The 18,594-nt window shown below is 70.6% G+C and carries 12 protein-coding genes and 1 pseudogene; 7 read left to right on the plus strand and 6 right to left on the minus strand.

Annotated features, from left to right (window positions below; genetic code table 11):
- Window positions 1-14: 14 nt before the first annotated feature.
- From ACN269_RS27290 to ACN269_RS27305, 4 genes and pseudogenes are all read right to left on the minus strand, one after another.
- The gene (locus ACN269_RS27290; RefSeq protein WP_421476593.1) at window positions 15-914 is read right to left on the minus strand and encodes a pectate lyase family protein; all 900 of its coding nucleotides are present in this window, start codon (window positions 912-914) and stop codon (window positions 15-17) included.
- Window positions 915-983: 69 nt separating this feature from the next.
- A pseudogene (locus ACN269_RS27295) lies at window positions 984-1,385 on the minus strand (cellulose binding domain-containing protein); the annotation flags it as partial.
- Between the two features lie 290 nt (window positions 1,386-1,675).
- Window positions 1,676-3,283 (minus strand): cellulase family glycosylhydrolase, encoded by a 1,608-nt coding sequence (locus tag ACN269_RS27300; protein WP_421475106.1) that lies wholly within the window; start codon window positions 3,281-3,283, stop codon window positions 1,676-1,678.
- A gap of 1,054 nt (window positions 3,284-4,337) precedes the next feature.
- Entirely contained in the window at window positions 4,338-5,546 is a 1,209-nt protein-coding gene (locus tag ACN269_RS27305) for a DUF349 domain-containing protein (protein ID WP_421475107.1), read from the minus strand.
- Between the two features lie 201 nt (window positions 5,547-5,747).
- Here ACN269_RS27305 and ACN269_RS27310 point away from each other — a divergent pair, with 201 nt between their 5' ends.
- From ACN269_RS27310 to dapF, 3 genes are read left to right on the plus strand one after another with little or no spacing between them, the layout of a single operon-like run.
- Window positions 5,748-6,473, plus strand: a complete 726-nt coding sequence (locus tag ACN269_RS27310) for a hypothetical protein (RefSeq protein WP_421475108.1) — start codon at window positions 5,748-5,750, stop codon at window positions 6,471-6,473.
- Window positions 6,356-7,375 carry a tRNA (adenosine(37)-N6)-dimethylallyltransferase MiaA gene (miaA, locus tag ACN269_RS27315; RefSeq protein WP_421475109.1) on the plus strand — a complete coding sequence of 340 codons (1,020 nt, stop codon included), beginning with the start codon at window positions 6,356-6,358 and terminating at the stop codon, window positions 7,373-7,375. Before ACN269_RS27310 ends, miaA begins: the two co-directional genes overlap by 118 nt.
- Window positions 7,376-7,382: 7 nt before the next feature.
- The gene (gene dapF, locus ACN269_RS27320) at window positions 7,383-8,240 is read left to right on the plus strand and encodes a diaminopimelate epimerase (protein WP_421475110.1); all 858 of its coding nucleotides are present in this window, start codon (window positions 7,383-7,385) and stop codon (window positions 8,238-8,240) included.
- Between the two features lie 335 nt (window positions 8,241-8,575).
- Here the strand turns inward: dapF and ACN269_RS27325 are convergent, their stop codons facing one another.
- A complete protein-coding gene (locus ACN269_RS27325; RefSeq protein WP_421475111.1) occupies window positions 8,576-10,042 on the minus strand; it encodes an NAD-dependent malic enzyme in 1,467 nt (488 codons plus the stop codon).
- Between the two features lie 185 nt (window positions 10,043-10,227).
- Between ACN269_RS27325 and hflX the strand changes: the two genes are divergently transcribed.
- Together hflX and ACN269_RS27335 are read left to right on the plus strand one after the other, a co-directional pair.
- Window positions 10,228-11,682 (plus strand): GTPase HflX, encoded by a 1,455-nt coding sequence (hflX, locus tag ACN269_RS27330; RefSeq protein WP_421475112.1) that lies wholly within the window; start codon window positions 10,228-10,230, stop codon window positions 11,680-11,682.
- Window positions 11,683-11,732: 50 nt separating this feature from the next.
- Window positions 11,733-13,502, plus strand: a complete 1,770-nt coding sequence (locus ACN269_RS27335; protein ID WP_421475113.1) for a hypothetical protein — start codon at window positions 11,733-11,735, stop codon at window positions 13,500-13,502.
- A gap of 116 nt (window positions 13,503-13,618) precedes the next feature.
- Here the strand turns inward: ACN269_RS27335 and lexA are convergent, their stop codons facing one another.
- Window positions 13,619-14,404, minus strand: coding sequence for a transcriptional repressor LexA (gene lexA / locus ACN269_RS27340; protein WP_421475114.1), 786 nt, complete (start codon window positions 14,402-14,404; stop codon window positions 13,619-13,621).
- A 518-nt stretch (window positions 14,405-14,922) separates the two neighbouring features.
- Between lexA and nrdR the strand changes: the two genes are divergently transcribed.
- A complete protein-coding gene (nrdR, locus tag ACN269_RS27345; RefSeq protein WP_421475115.1) occupies window positions 14,923-15,423 on the plus strand; it encodes a transcriptional regulator NrdR in 501 nt (166 codons plus the stop codon).
- 35 nt (window positions 15,424-15,458) lie between these two features.
- Window positions 15,459-18,365 carry a vitamin B12-dependent ribonucleotide reductase gene (locus ACN269_RS27350; protein WP_421475116.1) on the plus strand — a complete coding sequence of 969 codons (2,907 nt, stop codon included), beginning with the start codon at window positions 15,459-15,461 and terminating at the stop codon, window positions 18,363-18,365.
- Window positions 18,366-18,594 lie beyond the last annotated feature (229 nt).

The raw sequence follows: 18,594 nt of genomic DNA on the forward strand, positions 1-18,594 counted from the left end.
CGACCGACGCACGGTCAGACCGTGATGCGACCCGCGCCGGCGCCGCCCGTCACGATGGACTTGACGTTGCTCGCGGTGTCCAGTTGGTACGAGTACGGGATGCTGGCGACGCTGCCACCGGTCTGGCCGGCGGGCGAGTTGACGAAGTGGTTGTTGCGGGCGACCAGTCGGCCCGGCCCGGAGTCGGCCTCGCCGAGGTGGTACGTGTCGGGGACGTTCTCGAAGTAGTTGCCCTCGACGAGCACACCCGCGTTCTCGGTGGAGGCCACGCCGTAGCCGGTGTTGGCCCGGTAGTAGTTGTTGTAGACGTGCACCGGGTTGCCGAAGCGCACCCGGGGGTTGCGCTGCTTGCTGCCGTCGAACCAGTTGTGGTGGTACGTCACCCGCAGGTGCCCGGTGTCTTGGGCGCCGTTGTCGTCGCTGTGCCCGAGCAGCATGGTCTTGTCGTGGTTGAAGACCCGGTTCCACGACACCGTGACGAAGTCCGAGCCGCGCTTGATGTCGACCGCGCCGTCGTACCCGTTGCTGAAGGTGTTGTGGTCGATCCAGACGTTGGTGGCCGACTCCTGCACGTTGATCGCGTCGTCGTTCCAGTCCCGGAAGGTCAGGTTCCGGATGATGACGTTGCGGTCACCGCTGACGTTGAGCCCGCAGCCGACGATCGTCGCGCCGGAGTTGCCGAGGATGGTCTTGTTGGACCGGACCCGCAGCATGCCGGAGCAGGAGATGGTGCCGGACACCCGGATCACCGCCGATCCGGTCGCGTTCAGCGCGCTGGTGAGCGCCGAGGCGTTCGTGACGGTGGTCGTCGGTGCGCCACCTCCGCCGGTGGTGCCGCCGTTCTGGGTGGCCCAGCCGACCAGGCCGGTCTGCGGCGGGACGCTGGGGGGCGACTGGCTGGGGATCGGTGAGATGGTGGGCGTGCCGGGGGTGGTCGGTGCGGCGGTGGTCGGTGTGGTGGTGCCGCCGGTGCACGCCACGTTGTTCAGGGTGAAGCTGGTCGGGGCGGGGTTGCTGGAGTTGTTCCAACTCGCGTTGAAGCCGAACGAGGCGCTGCCGTTGGTGGCCAGGTTGCCGTTGTAGTCGACGTTGGCGGCGGACACCTCGCCGCCGCTCTGCGTGACGGTGGCCCCCCACGCCTGGCTGACCTGCTGGCCGGCCCCGTACGACCAGCGCAGCGTCCACCCGGAGACCGGGTCGCCGAGGTTGGTGACCGTGACGTTGCCGGTGAATCCGCCCGGCCACTGGCTGGCGACCGAGTAGGCGACCTGACAGCCGGCTGCCGCCTGGGCCGATACGGCCGTCAGGAGACCGCCGGTGACCAGCGCGGCGGTTGCGGCGGCGGTGGTGGCGAGCAGCGTCATTCGACGCTGTGCTGTGCGCATGCTGCTTCCTTTCGGTGAGGCGGACACACCGTCGCGACGCCCATGCCCGTGGGCGGCGAGGTGGGCCGGGATCTCACGTCCCGGGTCCGCCGGTGCGATTCGGTGCGGAGAGCGGCTCCCGCGCTCGCGCCGGCCGCGGCGGAGGCAAGCGCTTTCCCGATGGAAACATAGAAGTATCTGGATGTAAATGCTCCGTGCGGCCGGGCCGCGCTCGCCCTGCACGTGAGCTGGTGCGCGCCCGGCCCGAGGTGGCCGACGCCCTCGGCGTGGGCGTCGACCACCTCGGTTGCTCAACAGCTCGCGCCGTTGAGCTTCACGGTCGCCGGGGCGCTGGCCGTACCGTTGGCGGTGAAGCCCACGGTGACCGAGGCGCCCGCCGCCAGAGACGGCGCGTGGCTGGGCGCGGCGGCCGTGACCGTCGTACCGGACTGCGTGACGGTGGCGTTCCACCCGCTGCCCAGCGTCACGCCGGACGGCCAGGTCCAGGTGGCTGACCAGGGATTCACCGCGGCAGTGCCGGTGTTCTTCAGGGTCAACTCACCCTGGAAGCCGCCCTGCCAGGCGTTGACCTGCCGGTAGGTGGCCGTGCAGGCGCCCGGAGGCGCGCTCGTCGGCCCGCCCGTGGGGCCACCGGTCGGCCCGCCCGTGGGGCCACCGGTGGGGCCACCCCCGCTCGGGGCGATCAGGTACGGCTGCAGGATGGCCTGCTTGGTGGTGTTGACGTTGGTCCAGTCGTCGAGCGCGATACCGCCGGTGTCACCCGAGTTCGGGTTCCACGACCAGTAGGTGAACGACATTCCGGTCACTCCGGTGCCGGTGTACGCCATCAACTTCTCCAGCCACACCCGGTCCTTCGGGTCGGCCAGGGTGCTGCCGAACTCACCCATCATGATCGGGGCGATGTTCTGCTTGTAGAGGTAACCCCAGTACTTGTCCCAGATGGCCGGCAGGTTCGCCGGGTAGTCCGGGGCGTCGAACCAGGTCTGCCGGTACACCGACGTCGCGTACTCGTGCGGCGAGTAGACCAGCCGGTTCGCCACGTTCAGCCGTACCGGGTACTGACCCGCCTTCGACAGGTTGCCGCCCCACCAGCCGCAGTCTTCGTCGTTGCTGGGGTCGTTGTCCCAGACGTTGGAGAGACCACCGCTCGGGCAGCTCACCCCCTCCACGAAGATCAACCAGTTGGGCTGAACACCGAGGATGGCGTTGCCGGCCCGCTCGGCGGCGAGCCGCCAGTCCCGGTTCGTGTCGCCGCAACCCCAGCACGCGCCGGTCGCCGCCGGGTTCGTGCCCTCGGCGTGCGGCTCGTTGTGCAGGTCCGCGCCGATCACCGTCGGATTGCCCGCGTACCGCTGGGCGAGCATCTTCCAGTCGTTGATCCAGGTCGCCTCGGAAACCGTCGACGTGTACCACAGCGGCGACTGTCCCGCCGACGTCGGCCGGTGCCGGTCCAGTATGATCCGCATCCCCTTGCTGCCGGCGTAGTCGATCACCTTGTCCAGGATCTGCAACGGTGACAGGCCCACCAGGTCCGGGTTCACGAAATCGTTGATGCCGGTGGCGGTCGCGCCGGCCTTGATCGAGTCGTTCGAGTACGGCACCCGCAGCGTGTTGTAGCCCAGCCGGGCCATCGTGTCGAGCTGACCCCGCCACGGATTGCTCGACCAGAGCCCGTGGAAGGTCTTGTTGTCGGTCTCCATGCCGAACCAGTTGATGCCGGTCAACCGGACCGTGGCCCCGGTGCTGTCCACGATCTGGTTACCGTTCGTGTGCAGATAGCCGGTGCCGGTGCCCGCGGCGGAAGCCGGGGTGGTGCTGACGGTGGCGGCGAGGAACACGCCGGCCGCGGCGGTGGCGAGCGCGGTCAGCGCGCCGCCGAGAGCTTTCGTACGGGTCATTCGAGCTCCACTTCGGATGCGCGACGCCGTCCATCGACGACGCCGGCAGGCGGCCGTGCGCACATCACGGCCCCTTGGGGGTACGCGGACAGTGCGCGACGGCCCATGTCACGCGGACGGGAAACTCGCGGCAGCACACCGGCCGATCCTCGACGGCGATGCTCGCCGTCGGCGCCCTCGGCCCGGTGGCCCTACCTGACTCCGTCGCCCATTCTCATCAGCCCACCTCAATGCGTCAACTGGACGCATCGCACAGTCCCGCTCCCACCCGCGCGCCGCCCGGCCTCCGGGTCTCGCGTCGCCTCGCCCTCGGGTCTTGCGTGCCCGCGTCGCCTCGCCCTTGCGCCCGCCGCGTCGCTCCGCCCACCCCGCCCAGCGTCGCGCCGCCCTGCGCTGCTTCTCCGCGCCGCGCCGCCCTGCGTGGTCCCGCGTCACGCCGGGCGCTCGGACAAGATCGTGCTCGATTCTGCATGTCAACGCCGTTGCCTTAGCGATCGGTTGCTTGGGCCAAGGGGTGCGGCGAGCTGCCGACACCCCGGGTTCGTCACTCTGGGAACGCCTCGCCGCGCCGATCTTGCACTTTCGGTCGCCGAAATGCGCGGCAATGCCCACTTATGTCACGACAGGAAGTGCAAGATCGCGAAGAAGGCCTCGTCGGTCATGGAGTTGTGGTGCCTGGTTTGGTGGCCATGAGGGGTCTTTGTCACCCACCACAACTCCATGATCGACAAAGCAGTGCGGGTTGACGAACAGCCAATCGCCCTAACGCAACGGTTGTCCTGCATGTAGTGGTGTCACGGCGCTGACACCACTAAATCAATGACACATCCAGGATCGAGCGTGATCATGTCGATGGGCACGGGCCCAAAGCCGCCTGCCTGCGCCCACCGCGTCAGACCGCCCCAAGATCCTCACAACTTCGGTGAAGTTGCTGCCTCCCGGGCGTCTGAGGCAGCAACTTCCCCGAAGTTACGACGATCTTGGCGTGCGGGCGTGGGATGCGCGCGAGCCCTCGGTCCCTTTCGGGCACCGAGGGCTCGCGGATTGCGTCGGGTCAGCCGGCCTGCTCGGCGAGCTGGAGGAACTGCCGCTTCGAGGCGAGGGCCTGCTCGGCCTCCTTGATGCGCCGGGCGTCCCCGGCGCTCTGCGCCCGGGCCAGCCGCTCCTCGGCCTCCGCCACCTGGGCCCGCATCTGGGCGAGCAGCGGGTTGTCCTCCTTGGTGGTACGCCGCCACGCGGAGTCCATCACCTCGCGGACCTTGTCGTCGATGACGCGCAACCGGCGCTCCAGGCCGGCGGCGGCCTCACGCGGCACCCGGCCGGCCTCGTGCCACTGCGCCTGGATCTCACGCAGCTTGGCCTGGGCGCCCTTGGGGTCGGCGTCGATGTCCAGGGCCTCGGCCTCGGCCAGCAGGGCCTGCTTACGCTCCAGGTTGCCGCGCTGCTCGTTGTCCCGTGCCGAGAAGACCTCGCTGCGCCGGGTGAAGAAGGCGTCCTGCGCGGCCCGGAACCGTTCCCAGAGCTTCTGCTCGGCCTCCTTGGAGGCGCGGGGCGCGGCCTTCCACTGGGTCATCAGCTCCTTGAGCTGGTTGGCCGTGGCCGCCCACTCGGTGGAGTCCTGGATCTTCTCAGCCTCGGCGACCAGCTCTTCCTTGACGGTCTGCGCCTGCTTGCGCTGCGCGTCCAGGGAGGCGAAGTGGGCGCCCCGGCGGCGGGTGAAGCCGTCCCGCGCGGCGGCGAAACGCTTCCACAGCTCGCCGTCGGCCTTCTTGTCGACCCCACGAATGGTCTTCCACTCGTCGAGGATCTCCTTGAGCCGGTCACCGGCCGTCTTCCAACCGGTCGACTCCGCGGCGAGCTTCTCGGCCTCTTCGACCAGTGCGGTCTTGCGGGCCAGAGCCTCACCGCGGGCGGCGTCCCGGGCGGCGCGTGCCTCGGTGGCCTTCTCCTCGGCGAGGGTCGCCAGTTTGTCCAGTCGGGCGGTCAGGGCGTCGATGTCGCCGACCACGTGGGCCTCCGGCAGCGTGGCGCGGATCCGCCGGATCGTGCTCAACGAGTGCCCGGCGTCCGCCGCGCCCGAGTTGAGCCGCGCTTCGGTCAGATCCACCTCGGTGACCAGGTCGGCGAAGCGGCGCGCGAAGTGCGCGAGCCCTTCCTCCGGCGCTCCTGCCTGCCAGGATCCGACCACCCGCTCGCCCTCGGCGGTCTTGACGTAGACGGTGCCGTCCGCGTCCACCCGTCCGAAGGCAGTCCAGTCGCTCATGTGCCCATCCTCGTTCTCCCGGCGTCGAGGGAGCCGTCCCCCGTCGCCGCCACGGCGCAGCCAACTTGCTTCCGGCATTGTCACAGGTCCGACCCGGTCCGCGTCGAGCGCCTATCGCCGACCGTGACCATACGGTGTCCTAGGGCCCGATTGACCGGATCGCGGCGGAGACGCACCGGGGATTCCCGCTACGGTGAAAGGGTGCCACTGGTCGCCGCCGCCGTCTGCCCGCATCCGCCCCTGCTCGTGCCCGAAGTGGCCGGTGCCGCCGCCAGCGAACTGGACGACCTGCGATCGGCCTGCGATCTCGCCGTTGGTCGGCTGTTGGCGACCGGCCCGGACGTGGTGGTGCTGCTCGGCGTCGGCCCGGTGACCGGTCCGGTCCGGCCTCCGGCCACCGGCTCGCTCCAACCGTGGGGCGTCGACCTGGACGTGCCCCTGGTCCCCGGCCAGCCGGACCGGGGCGCCGTGCTGCCGCTGAGTCTGACCATCGGCGCGTGGCTGCTGTCCCGGCACGTCCCGCTGCCGGCAGCGTCGAAGCAGCAGGCCGTGCAGGTCACCGCCGACGCCGGGCCGGTCGAGGTGGCCGCGCTCGCCGCCGAGATCGCCGCCGCCGGTGACCGGGTGGCGCTGCTCGTACTCGGGGACGGATCGGCCTGCCGGGGCCAGCAGGCCCCCGGGTACGACGACCAGCGCGCTCTCCCGTACGACGAAGGGGTCGCCACGGCCCTCGCCGAGGCGGACCTGGACGCCCTGCGCGACCTGGACCCCGGTGTGTCGGCGCAGTTGAAGGTCGCCGGCCGGGCGGCGTGGCAGGTGCTCGCCGACGCGGCAGGGGCCAGCGGCGGCGGGTGGCGCGGCGAGTTGCTGCACGAGTCGGCGCCCTACGGGGTGGCCTACTTCGTGGCGTCCTGGGAGCGAATGTGACAGTCGTTGCGGTGGTGGGGCCGACGGCGGCGGGCAAGTCGGCGTTGAGCATCGCGCTCGCGCACGCCCTCGATGGTGAGGTGGTCAACGCGGACTCGATGCAGCTCTACCGGGGCATGGACATCGGCACCGCGAAGCTGACCACGGACGAGCGGGACGGCGTGCCGCACCACCTGCTCGACATCTGGGAGGTGAGCGAGCCGGCCAGCGTCGCGGAGTACCAGCGGCTGGCCCGCGCGGCGGTGGACGACATCCTGGCCCGGGGGCGGGTGCCGCTGCTGGTGGGTGGCTCGGGGCTGTACGTGCGGGCGGTGCTGGAGCGCTTCGAGTTCCCGGGCACCGACGCGGCGCTGCGCGAACGGCTGGAACGCGAGTTGGCCGAGGTCGGTCCGGCGCCGCTGTACGCCCGGCTGCGTGCCGTCGACCCGGTAGCCGCCGAGGGCATCCTGCCGGGCAACGGCCGGCGGATCGTCCGGGCCTTGGAGGTGATCGAGCTGACCGGCGCGCCGTTCACCGCGTCGCTGCCGCAGCCCACCCCGTACTACCCGTCGGTGCAGCTCGGCGTCGACCTCGACACCGGGCTACTGGACGAGCGGATCGCACTGCGGGTGGACCGGATGTGGGCCGACGGGCTGGTCGACGAGACCCGCGAACTGGTCGGCCGGGGTCTGGCCGAGGGGCGGACGGCGAGCCGGGCGCTCGGCTACCAGCAGGTGTTGCGCCTGCTGGACGGGGAGTTGACCGAGGAGCAGGCGCACGACGAGACGGTCCGGGCCACCCGGCGGTTCGTCCGCCGGCAGCGGTCCTGGTTCCGGCGTGACCCCCGCATCCAGTGGCTGGACTCCGCCGCGCCGGACCTGATCGAGGCCGCCGTGCGTCTGGTGCCGGCCGCTGCGCGATGATGGGGTCGTGGAGTTCACCAAGGGGCACGGCACCGGCAACGACTTCGTCCTCCTGCCCGACCCGGACGGTCAGCTCGAGCTGACCCCGGAGTTGGTCGCGGCGCTCTGCGACCGGCGTCGCGGCATCGGCGCGGACGGCGTCCTGCGGGTGGTCCGCTCGGCCAAGCATCCCGACGGCGCCGGACAGGCCGGCGAGGCCGAGTGGTTCATGGACTACTGGAACGCGGACGGCTCGTTCGCCGAGATGTGTGGCAACGGCGCCCGGGTCTTCGTGCGCTACCTGCTCGACACCGGGCTCGCCACGCCCTCCGGCGCGGCGTTGCCGGTGGCCACCCGCGCCGGCGTCGTGCGCGCGCTGGTCGAGGGCGGCGCGGTCTCCGTCGAGATGCGCAGACCCCGGATGTACGACGAGTCGAGTGCCACCCTGGGCGGTCTGACCCTGTCCGGCACGGTCGTGGACGTCGGCAACCCGCATCTGGTGTGCGTCCTGCCCAGCGGCGTGGACCTGGCCGGGCTCGATCTGACCGTCGCGCCCGGTTTCGACCCGGAGGTCTTCCCGGCCGGCGTGAACGTCGAGTTCATCACGCCGGGCGACCCGGTCGACGGCACGGACGGCCACACTCTGATGCGGGTCTACGAGCGCGGCAGCGCCGAGACCTTGTCCTGCGGCACCGGCGCGTGCGCGGTGGGCGCGGTGGCCCTGCGCGACGAGGGCCGAGACACCGGTGTGGTGGCCGTGGACGTCCCGGGCGGCCGTGTCACGGTCACGGTCACCCCGGACTCCTGTTGGCTCTCCGGCCCGGCTGTCCTGGTAGCAACCGGCGAGGTCGACCTCTCCGCCCTGCCCGTTGAGGCTCGGCGCTGACGCCGCTCGCTCGGGCCGCGCCCCCTGCTGAAGGACTTCCGCTCGCCGGCTGCCGTCGGTTGTTGTTGGTCCTTTGCTCTGCTTCACTCCACGCAACACCCGGTGTCCGGTTATCGGACAGCGAGCTGTTGCGTCGGTTGAAGCAGAGCAAAGGGCACGAGGCGATCAGGGTCGCCTCCCGCGCTTTCCTCGCTCTCGACGCGGCAACGCGCCAGGCAGCCGGCAACGCGCCGGGCACTCGGCAATACGCCGGGCGCCCGGCAATACGCCGGGCGCCCGGCAATGCGTCGGGCACCGGTAACGCGCGGGCACCCGGTAACGCGCCGGTCAGGCGGTCAGGGGGTGGCGCTGGCGGTTGCGGCGATCTCGGGGAGATCGGCCGGGCCGGGGTCGGCGGCCGGGAGAGGGCTCGGGTTGTGCGCGGCGGCGCGGACGGCGGCGGCGACCGCCGGGGCCACCCGAGAGTCGAAGACGCTCGGCACGATCACCGTCGGGTTGATCTTGTCCTCGCCGACGACGTCGGCGATGGCCCGCGCCGCTGCGATCGCCATCTCCTCGGTGAACTCCTCGGCGTGCGCGTCCAGCATCCCGCGGAACACGCCCGGGAAGGCGAGCACGTTGTTGATCTGATTCGGCTGGTCCGAGCGGCCGGTGGCGACCACCGCGGCGTACTTGCGCGCCTCCCGCGGGTCGACCTCCGGGTCCGGGTTGGCCAGCGCGAAGACGATCGCGTCCTTGGCCATCTGCGCGATGTCGTCGCCGGTGAGCAGGTTCGGGGCGCTGACCCCGATGAACACGTCGGCGCCCCGGATCGCCCCGGGCAGGTCGCCGGAGTAGTTCTCCTTGTTGGTGTTCTCGGCCAGCCACTGCCAGGCCGGGTTCAGGTCGGCCAGGCCGCGGTGCAGGGCGCCCTGCCGGTCGTACGCGATGATGTCGCCGACGCCCTGACGCAGCAGCAGCTTCATGATCGCGGTGCCGGCCGCGCCCGCGCCGGAGACGACCACCCGGACGTCCGAGAGTTGCTTGCCCACGACGCGCAGCGCGTTGGTCAGCGCGGCCAGCACGCAGATCGCGGTGCCGTGCTGGTCGTCGTGGAAGACCGGGATGTCCAGCGCCTCGCGCAGCCGGGCCTCGATCTCGAAGCAGCGCGGCGCGGCGATGTCCTCCAGGTTGATCCCGCCGTACGCGGGCGCGATGGCCTTGACGATCTGCACGATCTCGTCGGTGTCCTGGGTGTCCAGCACCACCGGCCAGGCGTCCACCCCGCCGAAGCGCTTGAACAGCGCCGCCTTGCCCTCCATCACCGGCAGCGAGGCGGCGGGGCCCAGGTTGCCCAGGCCGAGCACGGCCGAGCCGTCGCTGACCACCGCGACGGTGTTGCGCTTGATGGTCAGCCGCCGGGCGTCCGCCGGGTTCTCGGCGATCGCCATGCAGACCCGGGCCACCCCCGGGGTGTACGCGCGGGACAGCTCGTCGCGGTTGCGCAGCGCGACCTTCGAGGTCACCTCGATCTTGCCGCCGAGGTGCAGCAGGAACGTCCGGTCGGACACCTTGCGCACGTCCACGCCGTCCAGCGCCCGGAGCGCGTCGACCACCTGGTCGGCGTGCTTGGCGTCGGCGGTGTCGCAGGTCAGGTCGACGATCACGTGGGTCGGGTCCGAGTCCACCACGTCCAGCGCCGTGACGATCGCCCCGGCTTCCCCGACGGAGGTGGTGAGCCGACCGATCGAGGAGGCGTCCGCGGTCACGGCGATCCGAATGGTGATCGAAAATCCGGCGCTCGGCAGTCGGGTGATGGCCACGGGATCCCTCCGTCACGGCTGTGCGGCCGGTCGGCCGCCGCCTGAGCATTTCTACCGGGTTGTGGAGGTCGACTGGTATTCGCCCCCGCTTTTGGCGACCTCCAGCACGGGCATATAGCAGGTGCGCTGGGCGTTGTGACGTGTCAGGATTACGTTCTACTTATCAAAACGGACAGGAGAACCGCTTGCGAGACCAGGAGAACTTCGTCCCCGTCGAGGACGAGTTCGACGATGTCACCACCGGCGAGCTGGACCTGTCGGAGCGGCAGTCTCTCCGGCGCGTCCCCGGCCTCTCCACCGAGCTCAGCGACGTCACCGAGGTCGAATACCGCCAGCTGCGGCTGGAGCGGGTGGTCCTGGTGGGCGTCTGGACCGAGGGCACGGTGACCGACGCGGAGAACTCCCTGACCGAGCTGGCCGCGCTCGCCGAGACGGCGGGCTCGCAGGTGCTCGAAGGGCTGATCCAGCGTCGTACCCGACCCGACCCCGCCACCTACATCGGGCGCGGCAAGGTCGACGACCTCGGCGCGGTGGTGCTCTCCACCGGCGCCGACACGGTCATCTGCGATGGCGAGTTGTCCCCGTCGCAGCTGCGCAACCTGGAGCAGCGCACCAAGGTCAAGGTCGTCGACCGGACGGCGCTGATCCTGGACATCTTCGCCCAGCACGCCAAGAGCAAGGAAGGCAAGGCGCAGGTCGAGCTGGCCCAGCTCGAATACCTGCTGCCCCGGCTGCGCGGTTGGGGTGAGACGCTGTCCCGCCAGACCGGTGGTTCCGGTCGCGGCGGCGGTGCCGGCGGCGGCGTGGGTGTCCGTGGTCCCGGTGAGACCAAGCTGGAGACCGACCGGCGGCGCATCCGCCACCGCATCTCCCGGCTGCGTCGCGAGATCAAGAGCATGAAGACGGTACGCGTCACCAAGCGCGCCCGTCGTACCCGCAACTCGGTGCCCGCCGTGGCCATCGCCGGCTACACCAACGCCGGCAAGTCCAGCCTGCTCAACCGGCTGACCGGCGCGGGCGTCCTGGTGGAGAACGCGCTCTTCGCCACGCTGGACCCGACGACCCGCAAGGCCACCGCCTCGGACGGGCGGCTCTACACGCTCTCCGACACGGTCGGCTTCGTGCGGCACCTGCCGCACCAGATCGTCGAGGCGTTCCGCTCGACGCTCGAGGAGGTCGCGGAGGCCGATCTGGTGGTGCACGTCGTCGACGGCACCCACCCGGATCCGGAGGAGCAGGTGCGGGCGGTACACGAGGTGCTCGCCGAGGTGGGCGCGGACCGGCTCCCCGAGCTGCTGGTGGTCAACAAGACCGACGCCGCCGACGAGGACACCCTGCTGCGGCTCAAGCGCCTCTGGCCGGACGCGATCTTCGTCTCGGCGCACTCCGGTCGGGGCATCGACGGGTTGCGCACGGCGATCGAGGAGCGGCTCCCGCAGCCCGCCGTGGAGGTGCGGGCCGTGCTGCCGTACGACCGCGGCGACCTGGTGTCCCGGGTGCACCGGTCGGGCGAGGTGCTCAGCACGTCGCACCTGGCCGAAGGCACTCTGCTGCACGTCCGGGTCAGCGCGGCGCTCGCCGCCGAGCTGGCGCCGTACGACGTCACGCGCGAGGGCGAAGCGGTCGGCAGCCGCCCCTGAGCGGCCCCGGCGTCATCCATCGGAAACGCGCGGCATGCGACACTGGCCGAATGCGCCGCGTTGTTTCCTCGGTCACGGTTGCCCTCGGCCTGTTCGGGGCAACCGTGGCGCTGGCCGGAGTCGCCGTAGCCGCTCCCGCTCCCGTGTCGTCCCAGCCGCTCGCCGCGGCCGCCGGCAAGAAGCGCTGCACGGTCACCGACGAGCGGCTGCGGGAGCTGTCCGGCTTGGTGGCCACCAAGAGCGGTTACATCGTCATCAACGACGGCACCGAGGTCGAATCGCGTAAGCGGATCTTCTTTCTCGACAGCAAGTGCAAGGTCGTCAAGGAGGGGGTCCGCTACCCGAGTTCGCCACTCGACACCGAGGATCTCGCGGTCTCGCCGAAGGGCGACACCCTGTGGATCGGTGACATCGGCGACAACGCCACCAGCAAGGACCGGCGTACCCGGATCGCGGTCTGGACGATGCCGATCGCCGGTAACAAGCCGCCGGTGCTGCACCGGCTCTCCTACCCGGAGAACAAGCCCCGGGACGCGGAGGCGCTGCTGGTGGGGGCCGACGGCCTGCCGCTGATCATCACCAAGGTGGCGAACGGCAACTCGGAGATCTTCACCCCGACGGCGAAGCTGAGGAACGGCGACACCCCGCCGGTGCCGATGAAGAAGGTCGGCGAGATCAAGCTGCCGAAGACCACCACCGAGAACCCGCTGAGCGTCTACGGACGGCTCGCGATCACCGGCGCGGCCCGTTCGCCGGACGGCACCCGCGTCGTCGTCCGCACCTACGCGGACGCCTTCGAGTACGACGTCACCGGCGACAACATCGTCGAAGCGCTCACCACCGGCAAGCCGCGGGTGACGCCGCTGGCCGACCCGTTCGGCGAGGCGATCTCCTACACCCCGGACGGCAAGTCCTTCGTCACGGTCTCCGACGCCGGTCAGTTCGCCGCCGACGAGCCGGTCGACATCCTGAGCTACACGCCGTCCACCAGCGCGGCGGCGCCGTTGGCGGCGACCACGGGCGACAAGCCGGCGGCCAAGGGATCCTGGATGGACGGGCTCAGCTTCACCGACATCACCTATCTGGTGGGCGCGGTCGGCGTACTCGGTCTGCTGCTCGTCGGTGCCGGCATCATCGGCATCGTGCTCGCCCGCCGACGGCCCCCCAAGGACGACGATTCGGCGGATGGCGCCGACGACCGCGCTGGCACGTCCGGGGCCGACCGTGTTCCGCCGGGCGGCGGTCGTCCCAACGCCGGCGTGTACGGCGGCGCGGCAGCCAGCGGCGGGGTCTACGGCGGCTCCGGCCGGGGTGGCCCCGCTCCCGCTGGCGGTGCCGTCTACGGCGGTGGCGGCGCACGCCCCAGCGGCGCGGGCGGCGGGGGTCAACGACCGGCCGGTACCGGAGGTGGGCGTCCGGCCGGCCCGGCGGGAGGCGGTTACGGCGGTGCCCGGCCCGGTGGGGGTGGCGGCGGCGCTCCGGCCGGCGGCGGTGTGTACGGCGGCGGTCGTTCCGGCGGTCCCGGCGGTGCCGGCGGTGGTCGGTCCGGTGGTGGCGGCGGTGGTCGGTCCGGTGGTGGCCGACCGGGCGGCGGCGTGTACGGCGGCGGTGGCCAGCCCGGCGGTGGCCAGCCCGGCGGTGGCCAGCCCGGCGGTGGTCGGGCCGGCGGTGGTCGGGCCGAGCCGCCACGGCGCGGTGGCGGCCAGGAACCGGACTACCGGGCTCAGCGGCCCGGTCGCCGACGTGAGGATGATGCGCCCGTCGATCCGTACGGGCAGTACCCCGGCGGGGGTCGTGGCCCACGGGGCGACCGCTACTGACGCGACGCGACCGGCGTCACCTGGGCCGCACCGAGAGCGATGGCCCGGCCAGGTCAGTGACGTGCGAACGGTCGAGCGACGCGGGTGAGCGCCGACGGCACCCACCCGCGTGTCGGTCAGATCCGGCGGAGTACCGCCACGACCCGGCCCATGATGGTGGCGTCGTCACCGGCGATCGGGTCGAAGGCCGGGTTCTGCGGCATCAGCCAGACGTGCCCGTCGCGGCGACGGTAGGTCTTGACGGTCGCCTCGCCGTCGAGCATGGCGGCCACGATCTCGCCCGAGTCGGCGGTCGGCTGCTGCCGCACGACGACCCAGTCACCGTCGCAGATGGCCGCGTCGAGCATCGAGTCGCCCTTGACCTGGAGCATGAACACCTCGCCCTCGCCCACCAGCTCGCGGGGGAGGGGGAAGATGTCCTCCACGGCCTGTTCGGCGAGGATCGGCCCACCGGCGGCGATCCGGCCGAGCATCGGCACGTACGCCGGGGCGGGCCGTTGGGCGCGCGACAGCTCGTCGTCGATGGCTTCACTGGGCGCGCGGACGTCCACGGCACGCGGCCGGTTGGGGTCGCGGCGCAGAAAGCCCTTCTTCTCCAGCTCCTTGAGCTGGTAGGCGACGCTCGACGGGGACACCAGGCCGACCGCCTCGCCGATCTCCCGGACGCTCGGCGGATAGCCGTGCCGCTCCACCCAGGTGCGGATGAACTCAAGGATGCGGCGCTGGCGGGCGGTCAGGTCGACCGTCGCCGGGTCGGGGAAGGCGCTGACCACCGGCGTGACCGGGCGCACGGCGGGCTGACCCGTCCGGCTGCGTGCGGCGGTGCGGCGTCGGGTGGCCGGCGGGCCCGCCTCGGTAATCTGCTGCGGGCTTTTCGGCCGGCTGGCCCGGTCCTCGGTCACGTCCGTCCTCCCTGGTCGGCGCTGGGTGCCTCGTCGGCTCGTGGTGCGTGCGGTTGTTCCTGACCGTATAGGTGAGATCGGTCATTTTCAAACATCTGTACGACCTCTCACCGGCGTGTCGGGGTGAAAAACCACTCTCCTCGTACGGATGTTCTGATAAATGGTACGTCGAGTAGCACGCGTGTTCGATTGGCCGACGGATTCGCGATCGGGTTCGGGCGGGTGGCGGGTAACCCGGAGGGGGTGTCGGCGTTGGTTTCGCGGGGGTGGACGACGCCGATCGTCCGTGACGCGCCGGACACGCCGGTCAACTTGACCCGGGTTCGTCAGCGACATACGGTCGACCCCTAGATGTAGTAGTGACACGGGCGTAAGTTGCCCACAGGTTGGGTCTGACTACCGACCGCACTCCCGTAGGGTCGACCACAGCGGGCGCCATGAGCGCATGGCACCGTTGCGGCGGCCTGTGCCCGGGTGTGTCCGGTACGACGTGATTGATCATGATTAGGGGGTCCGCGATGCGGTGTCCGTACTGCCGGCACGCCGACTCCCGGGTGGTCGATTCGCGGGAGGCCGACGACGGTCAGCTCATCCGGCGGCGACGTTCCTGCCCGGAGTGCGGCAAGCGGTTCACCACCGTCGAGGAGGCGGTCCTCGCGGTCGTCAAGCGCAGCGGGGTGACCGAGCCGTTCAGCCGTACGAAGATCATCGGCGGGGTGCGCAAGGCGTGCCAGGGCCGGCCGGTGGACGACGACTCGCTCGCGCTGCTCGCGCAGCGGGTGGAGGAGACGGTCCGGGCCAAGGGGGCCGCCGAGATCCCCAGCCATGACGTGGGCCTGGCGATCCTGGGTCCGCTACGCGACCTGGACGAGATCGCCTACCTGCGGTTCGCCAGCGTCTACCGCTCCTTCGACTCGCTCGCCGACTTCGAGCGCGAGATCGAGACGTTGCGGGCTGCGGCACGGGCCCGGGAGCAGGGTCCGGCCGACGCGGTCGAGGCCGCCGGCCGGAGCAACTGAGACTTCACTGTTTTTCCGAGAGATCAGGACGCGCGGTGGGTGACCGCGCAGACGAGGGGGGCGACGGCGTGACAACGAGCCGTTCACGGAACAAGGCAGGCGCGGGGCTGAAGATCGAGCGCGTGTGGACGACGGAGGGGGTCCACCCGTACGACGAGGTCTCGTGGGAGCGCCGGGACGTCGTGATGACGAACTGGCGGGACGGCTCGATCAACTTCGAGCAGCGGGGCGTGGAGTTCCCGGAGTCGTGGAGCGTCAACGCGGCGAACATCGTGACCACCAAGTACTTCCGGGGCGCGGTGGGGACCCCGGAGCGGGAGTGGTCGCTCAAGCAGCTCATCGACCGGGTGGTCACCACCTACCGCACCGCGGGCGAGGAGTACGGCTACTTCGCCAGCCCGGCCGACGCCGAGATCTTCGCGCACGAGCTGACCTGGATGCTGCTGCACCAGGTGTTCAGCTTCAACTCGCCGGTCTGGTTCAACGTCGGCACGCCGTCGCCGCAGCAGGTCAGCGCCTGCTTCATCCTGGCCGTCGACGACTCGATGGACTCCATCCTGGACTGGTACAAGGAGGAGGGGCTGATCTTCAAGGGCGGCTCCGGCTCCGGCGTCAACCTGTCGCGGATCCGCTCGTCGAAGGAGCTGCTCTCCTCCGGTGGCAACGCCTCCGGCCCGGTCAGCTTCATGCGCGGCGCGGACGCCTCCGCCGGCACCATCAAGTCCGGCGGCGCCACCCGACGCGCGGCCAAGATGGTCATCCTCGACGTCGACCACCCGGACATCCAGGAGTTCGTGGTCACCAAGGCGCGCGAGGAAGACAAGATCCGCGCGCTGCGGGACGCCGGGTTCGACATGGACCTCGGCGGCTCGGACATCGTCAGCGTGCAGTACCAGAACGCCAACAACTCCGTCCGGGTATCCGACGAGTTCATGTCGGCGGTCGAGAACGGCAAGGGCTTCGACCTGCGCGGCCGCCTCGACGGCGCGACGATCGAGACCGTCGACGCCAAGAACCTCTTCCGTGCCATCTCCCAGGCCGCCTGGGAGTGCGCCGACCCGGGCCTGCAGTACGACGACACGATCAACGACTGGCACACCTGCCCGGAGACCGGGCGGATCACCGCGTCGAACCCCTGCTCGGAGTACCTGCACCTGGACAACTCCTCGTGCAACCTGGCCTCGCTCAACCTGATGAAGTTCCTCCGCGCCGACGGCGGCTTCGAGGTGGAGAAGTTCGTCAAGTCCGTCGAGTTCGTCATCACCGCGATGGACATCTCGATCTGCTTCGCGGACTTCCCGACCGACAAGATCGGTGAGACGTCCCGCGCCTACCGGCAGCTCGGCATCGGCTACGCGAACCTGGGCGCCCTGCTGATGGCGTCCGGTCTGCCCTACGACTCGGAGCAGGGCCGCTCGGTCGCCGCCGCCATCACGTCGCTGATGACCGGCACCGCGTACCGCCGCTCGGCCGAGCTGGCCGGCGTGGTCGGCCCGTACGACGGCTACGCCCGCAACGCCGAGCCGCACAAGCGGGTCATGCGCAAGCACGCCGCCGCCAACGACGAGATCAAGCCGACCAGCCCGGTGGCTACCGCGATCGTCCGTGAGGCGACCAAGCAGTGGACCCAGGGCAACAAGATCGGTGACAAGTTCGGTTGGCGCAACGCGCAGGCGAGCGTCCTCGCGCCGACCGGCACGATCGGCTTCATGATGGACTGCGACACGACCGGCGTGGAGCCGGACCTGGCGCTGGTCAAGTTCAAGAAGCTGGTCGGCGGCGGCTCGATGCAGATCGTCAACCAGACCGTGCCCCGCGCCCTGCGCAGCCTCGGCTACCCCGAGGAGCAGGTCGAGGCGATCGTCGAGCACATCGCCGACCACGGCCACGTGGTGGACGCCCCCGGCCTCAAGCCGGAGCACTACCCGGTCTTCGACTGCGCCATGGGCGAGCGCACCATCGCCCCGATGGGCCACGTGCGGATGATGGCGGCCATCCAGCCGTTCGTCTCCGGCGCCATCTCCAAGACGGTCAACATGCCGGAGGCGGCCACCGTCGAGGACGTCGAGAAGATCTACTTCGAGGGCTGGAAGCTCGGTCTCAAGGCCCTGGCGATCTACCGGGACAACTGCAAGGTCGGCCAGCCGCTCTCGGTCGCCAAGAACAACAAGGCCAGCGAGCCGGCCGCCGTCGAGATCGCCGCCGCCGCGCCGGCCGCGGTGGAGAAGGTCATCGAGTACCGGCCGGTGCGCAAGCGCCTGCCGAAGAAGCGCCCGTCCGAGACGGTCAGCTTCTCCGTCGGTGGCGCCGAGGGCTACCTCACCGCGTCGTCCTACCCGGACGACGGCCTCGGCGAGGTCTTCCTCAAGATGTCCAAGCAGGGCTCGACCCTGGCCGGCGTGATGGACGCCTTCTCGGTGGCCATCAGCATCGGCCTGCAATACGGCGTGCCGCTGGAGACGTTCGTCAGCAAGTTCACCAACATGCGCTTCGAGCCGGCCGGTATGACCGACGACCCGGACGTGCGGATGGCGGCCTCGGTGATGGACTACATCTTCCGTCGCCTGGCGCTCGACTTCCTGCCCTACGAGCGCCGCGCCGAGCTGGGCATCTTCACCGCCGGCGAGCGGGCCGCCCAGCTGCGGGCCGAGGCCGACGCCGAGGCCGCCGCCGTGAGCGGTGCCGACCTCACCGCCATGGCGTCGTCCGCTCCGGTGGAGGCTCCCGCCAAGCCCGAGGCGGTCGCCCAGCCGGCCCAGGAGATGGCCGACGTGGCCGCCGCCAAGCCGGTGACGAGCGTGGGTTCCAGCACCGAGCTGCTGGAGGCCGTGATCGGCAAGGCCGCCGACGCGCCGCTCTGCTTCACCTGCGGTACGAAGATGCGCCCGGCCGGTAGCTGCTACGTCTGCGAGGGCTGCGGCTCCACCAGCGGCTGCAGCTGACGTACACGTAACGCGGCGCTGCCCCGGCCTCCTTCGTGAGGTCGGGGCAGCGCCGTTTTTCCTACCACGCCGGCTCGATCACTTGATGCTCAGTAGTTGTGGATGAGCCACGCTGACTGTTCAGCATCAGGTGATCATGGCGGCGGCGCGAAACCGGGGCTGTTGGCTCGCGCCGTTTGGTAACGCCCGTGCTTCGCCGGACGAAGAAGAGGTGTGAACGCGCGAGGGA

This window comes from Micromonospora sp. WMMD736 (assembly GCF_049179015.1).
GTDB lineage: Bacteria > Actinomycetota > Actinomycetes > Mycobacteriales > Micromonosporaceae > Micromonospora.

Bases quoted from the DNA above. Each gene is read 5' to 3' on its own strand.
- ACN269_RS27300 (WP_421475106.1), bottom strand. From the start codon at position 3,283: ATGACCCGTACGAAAGCTCTCGGCGGCGCGCTGACCGCGCTCGCCACC.
- ACN269_RS27305 (WP_421475107.1), bottom strand. From the start codon at position 5,546: ATGAGCGACTGGACTGCCTTCGGACGGGTGGACGCGGACGGCACCGTC.
- ACN269_RS27335 (WP_421475113.1), top strand. From the start codon at position 11,733: ATGCGCCGCGTTGTTTCCTCGGTCACGGTTGCCCTCGGCCTGTTCGGG.
- nrdR (WP_421475115.1), top strand. From the start codon at position 14,923: ATGCGGTGTCCGTACTGCCGGCACGCCGACTCCCGGGTGGTCGATTCG.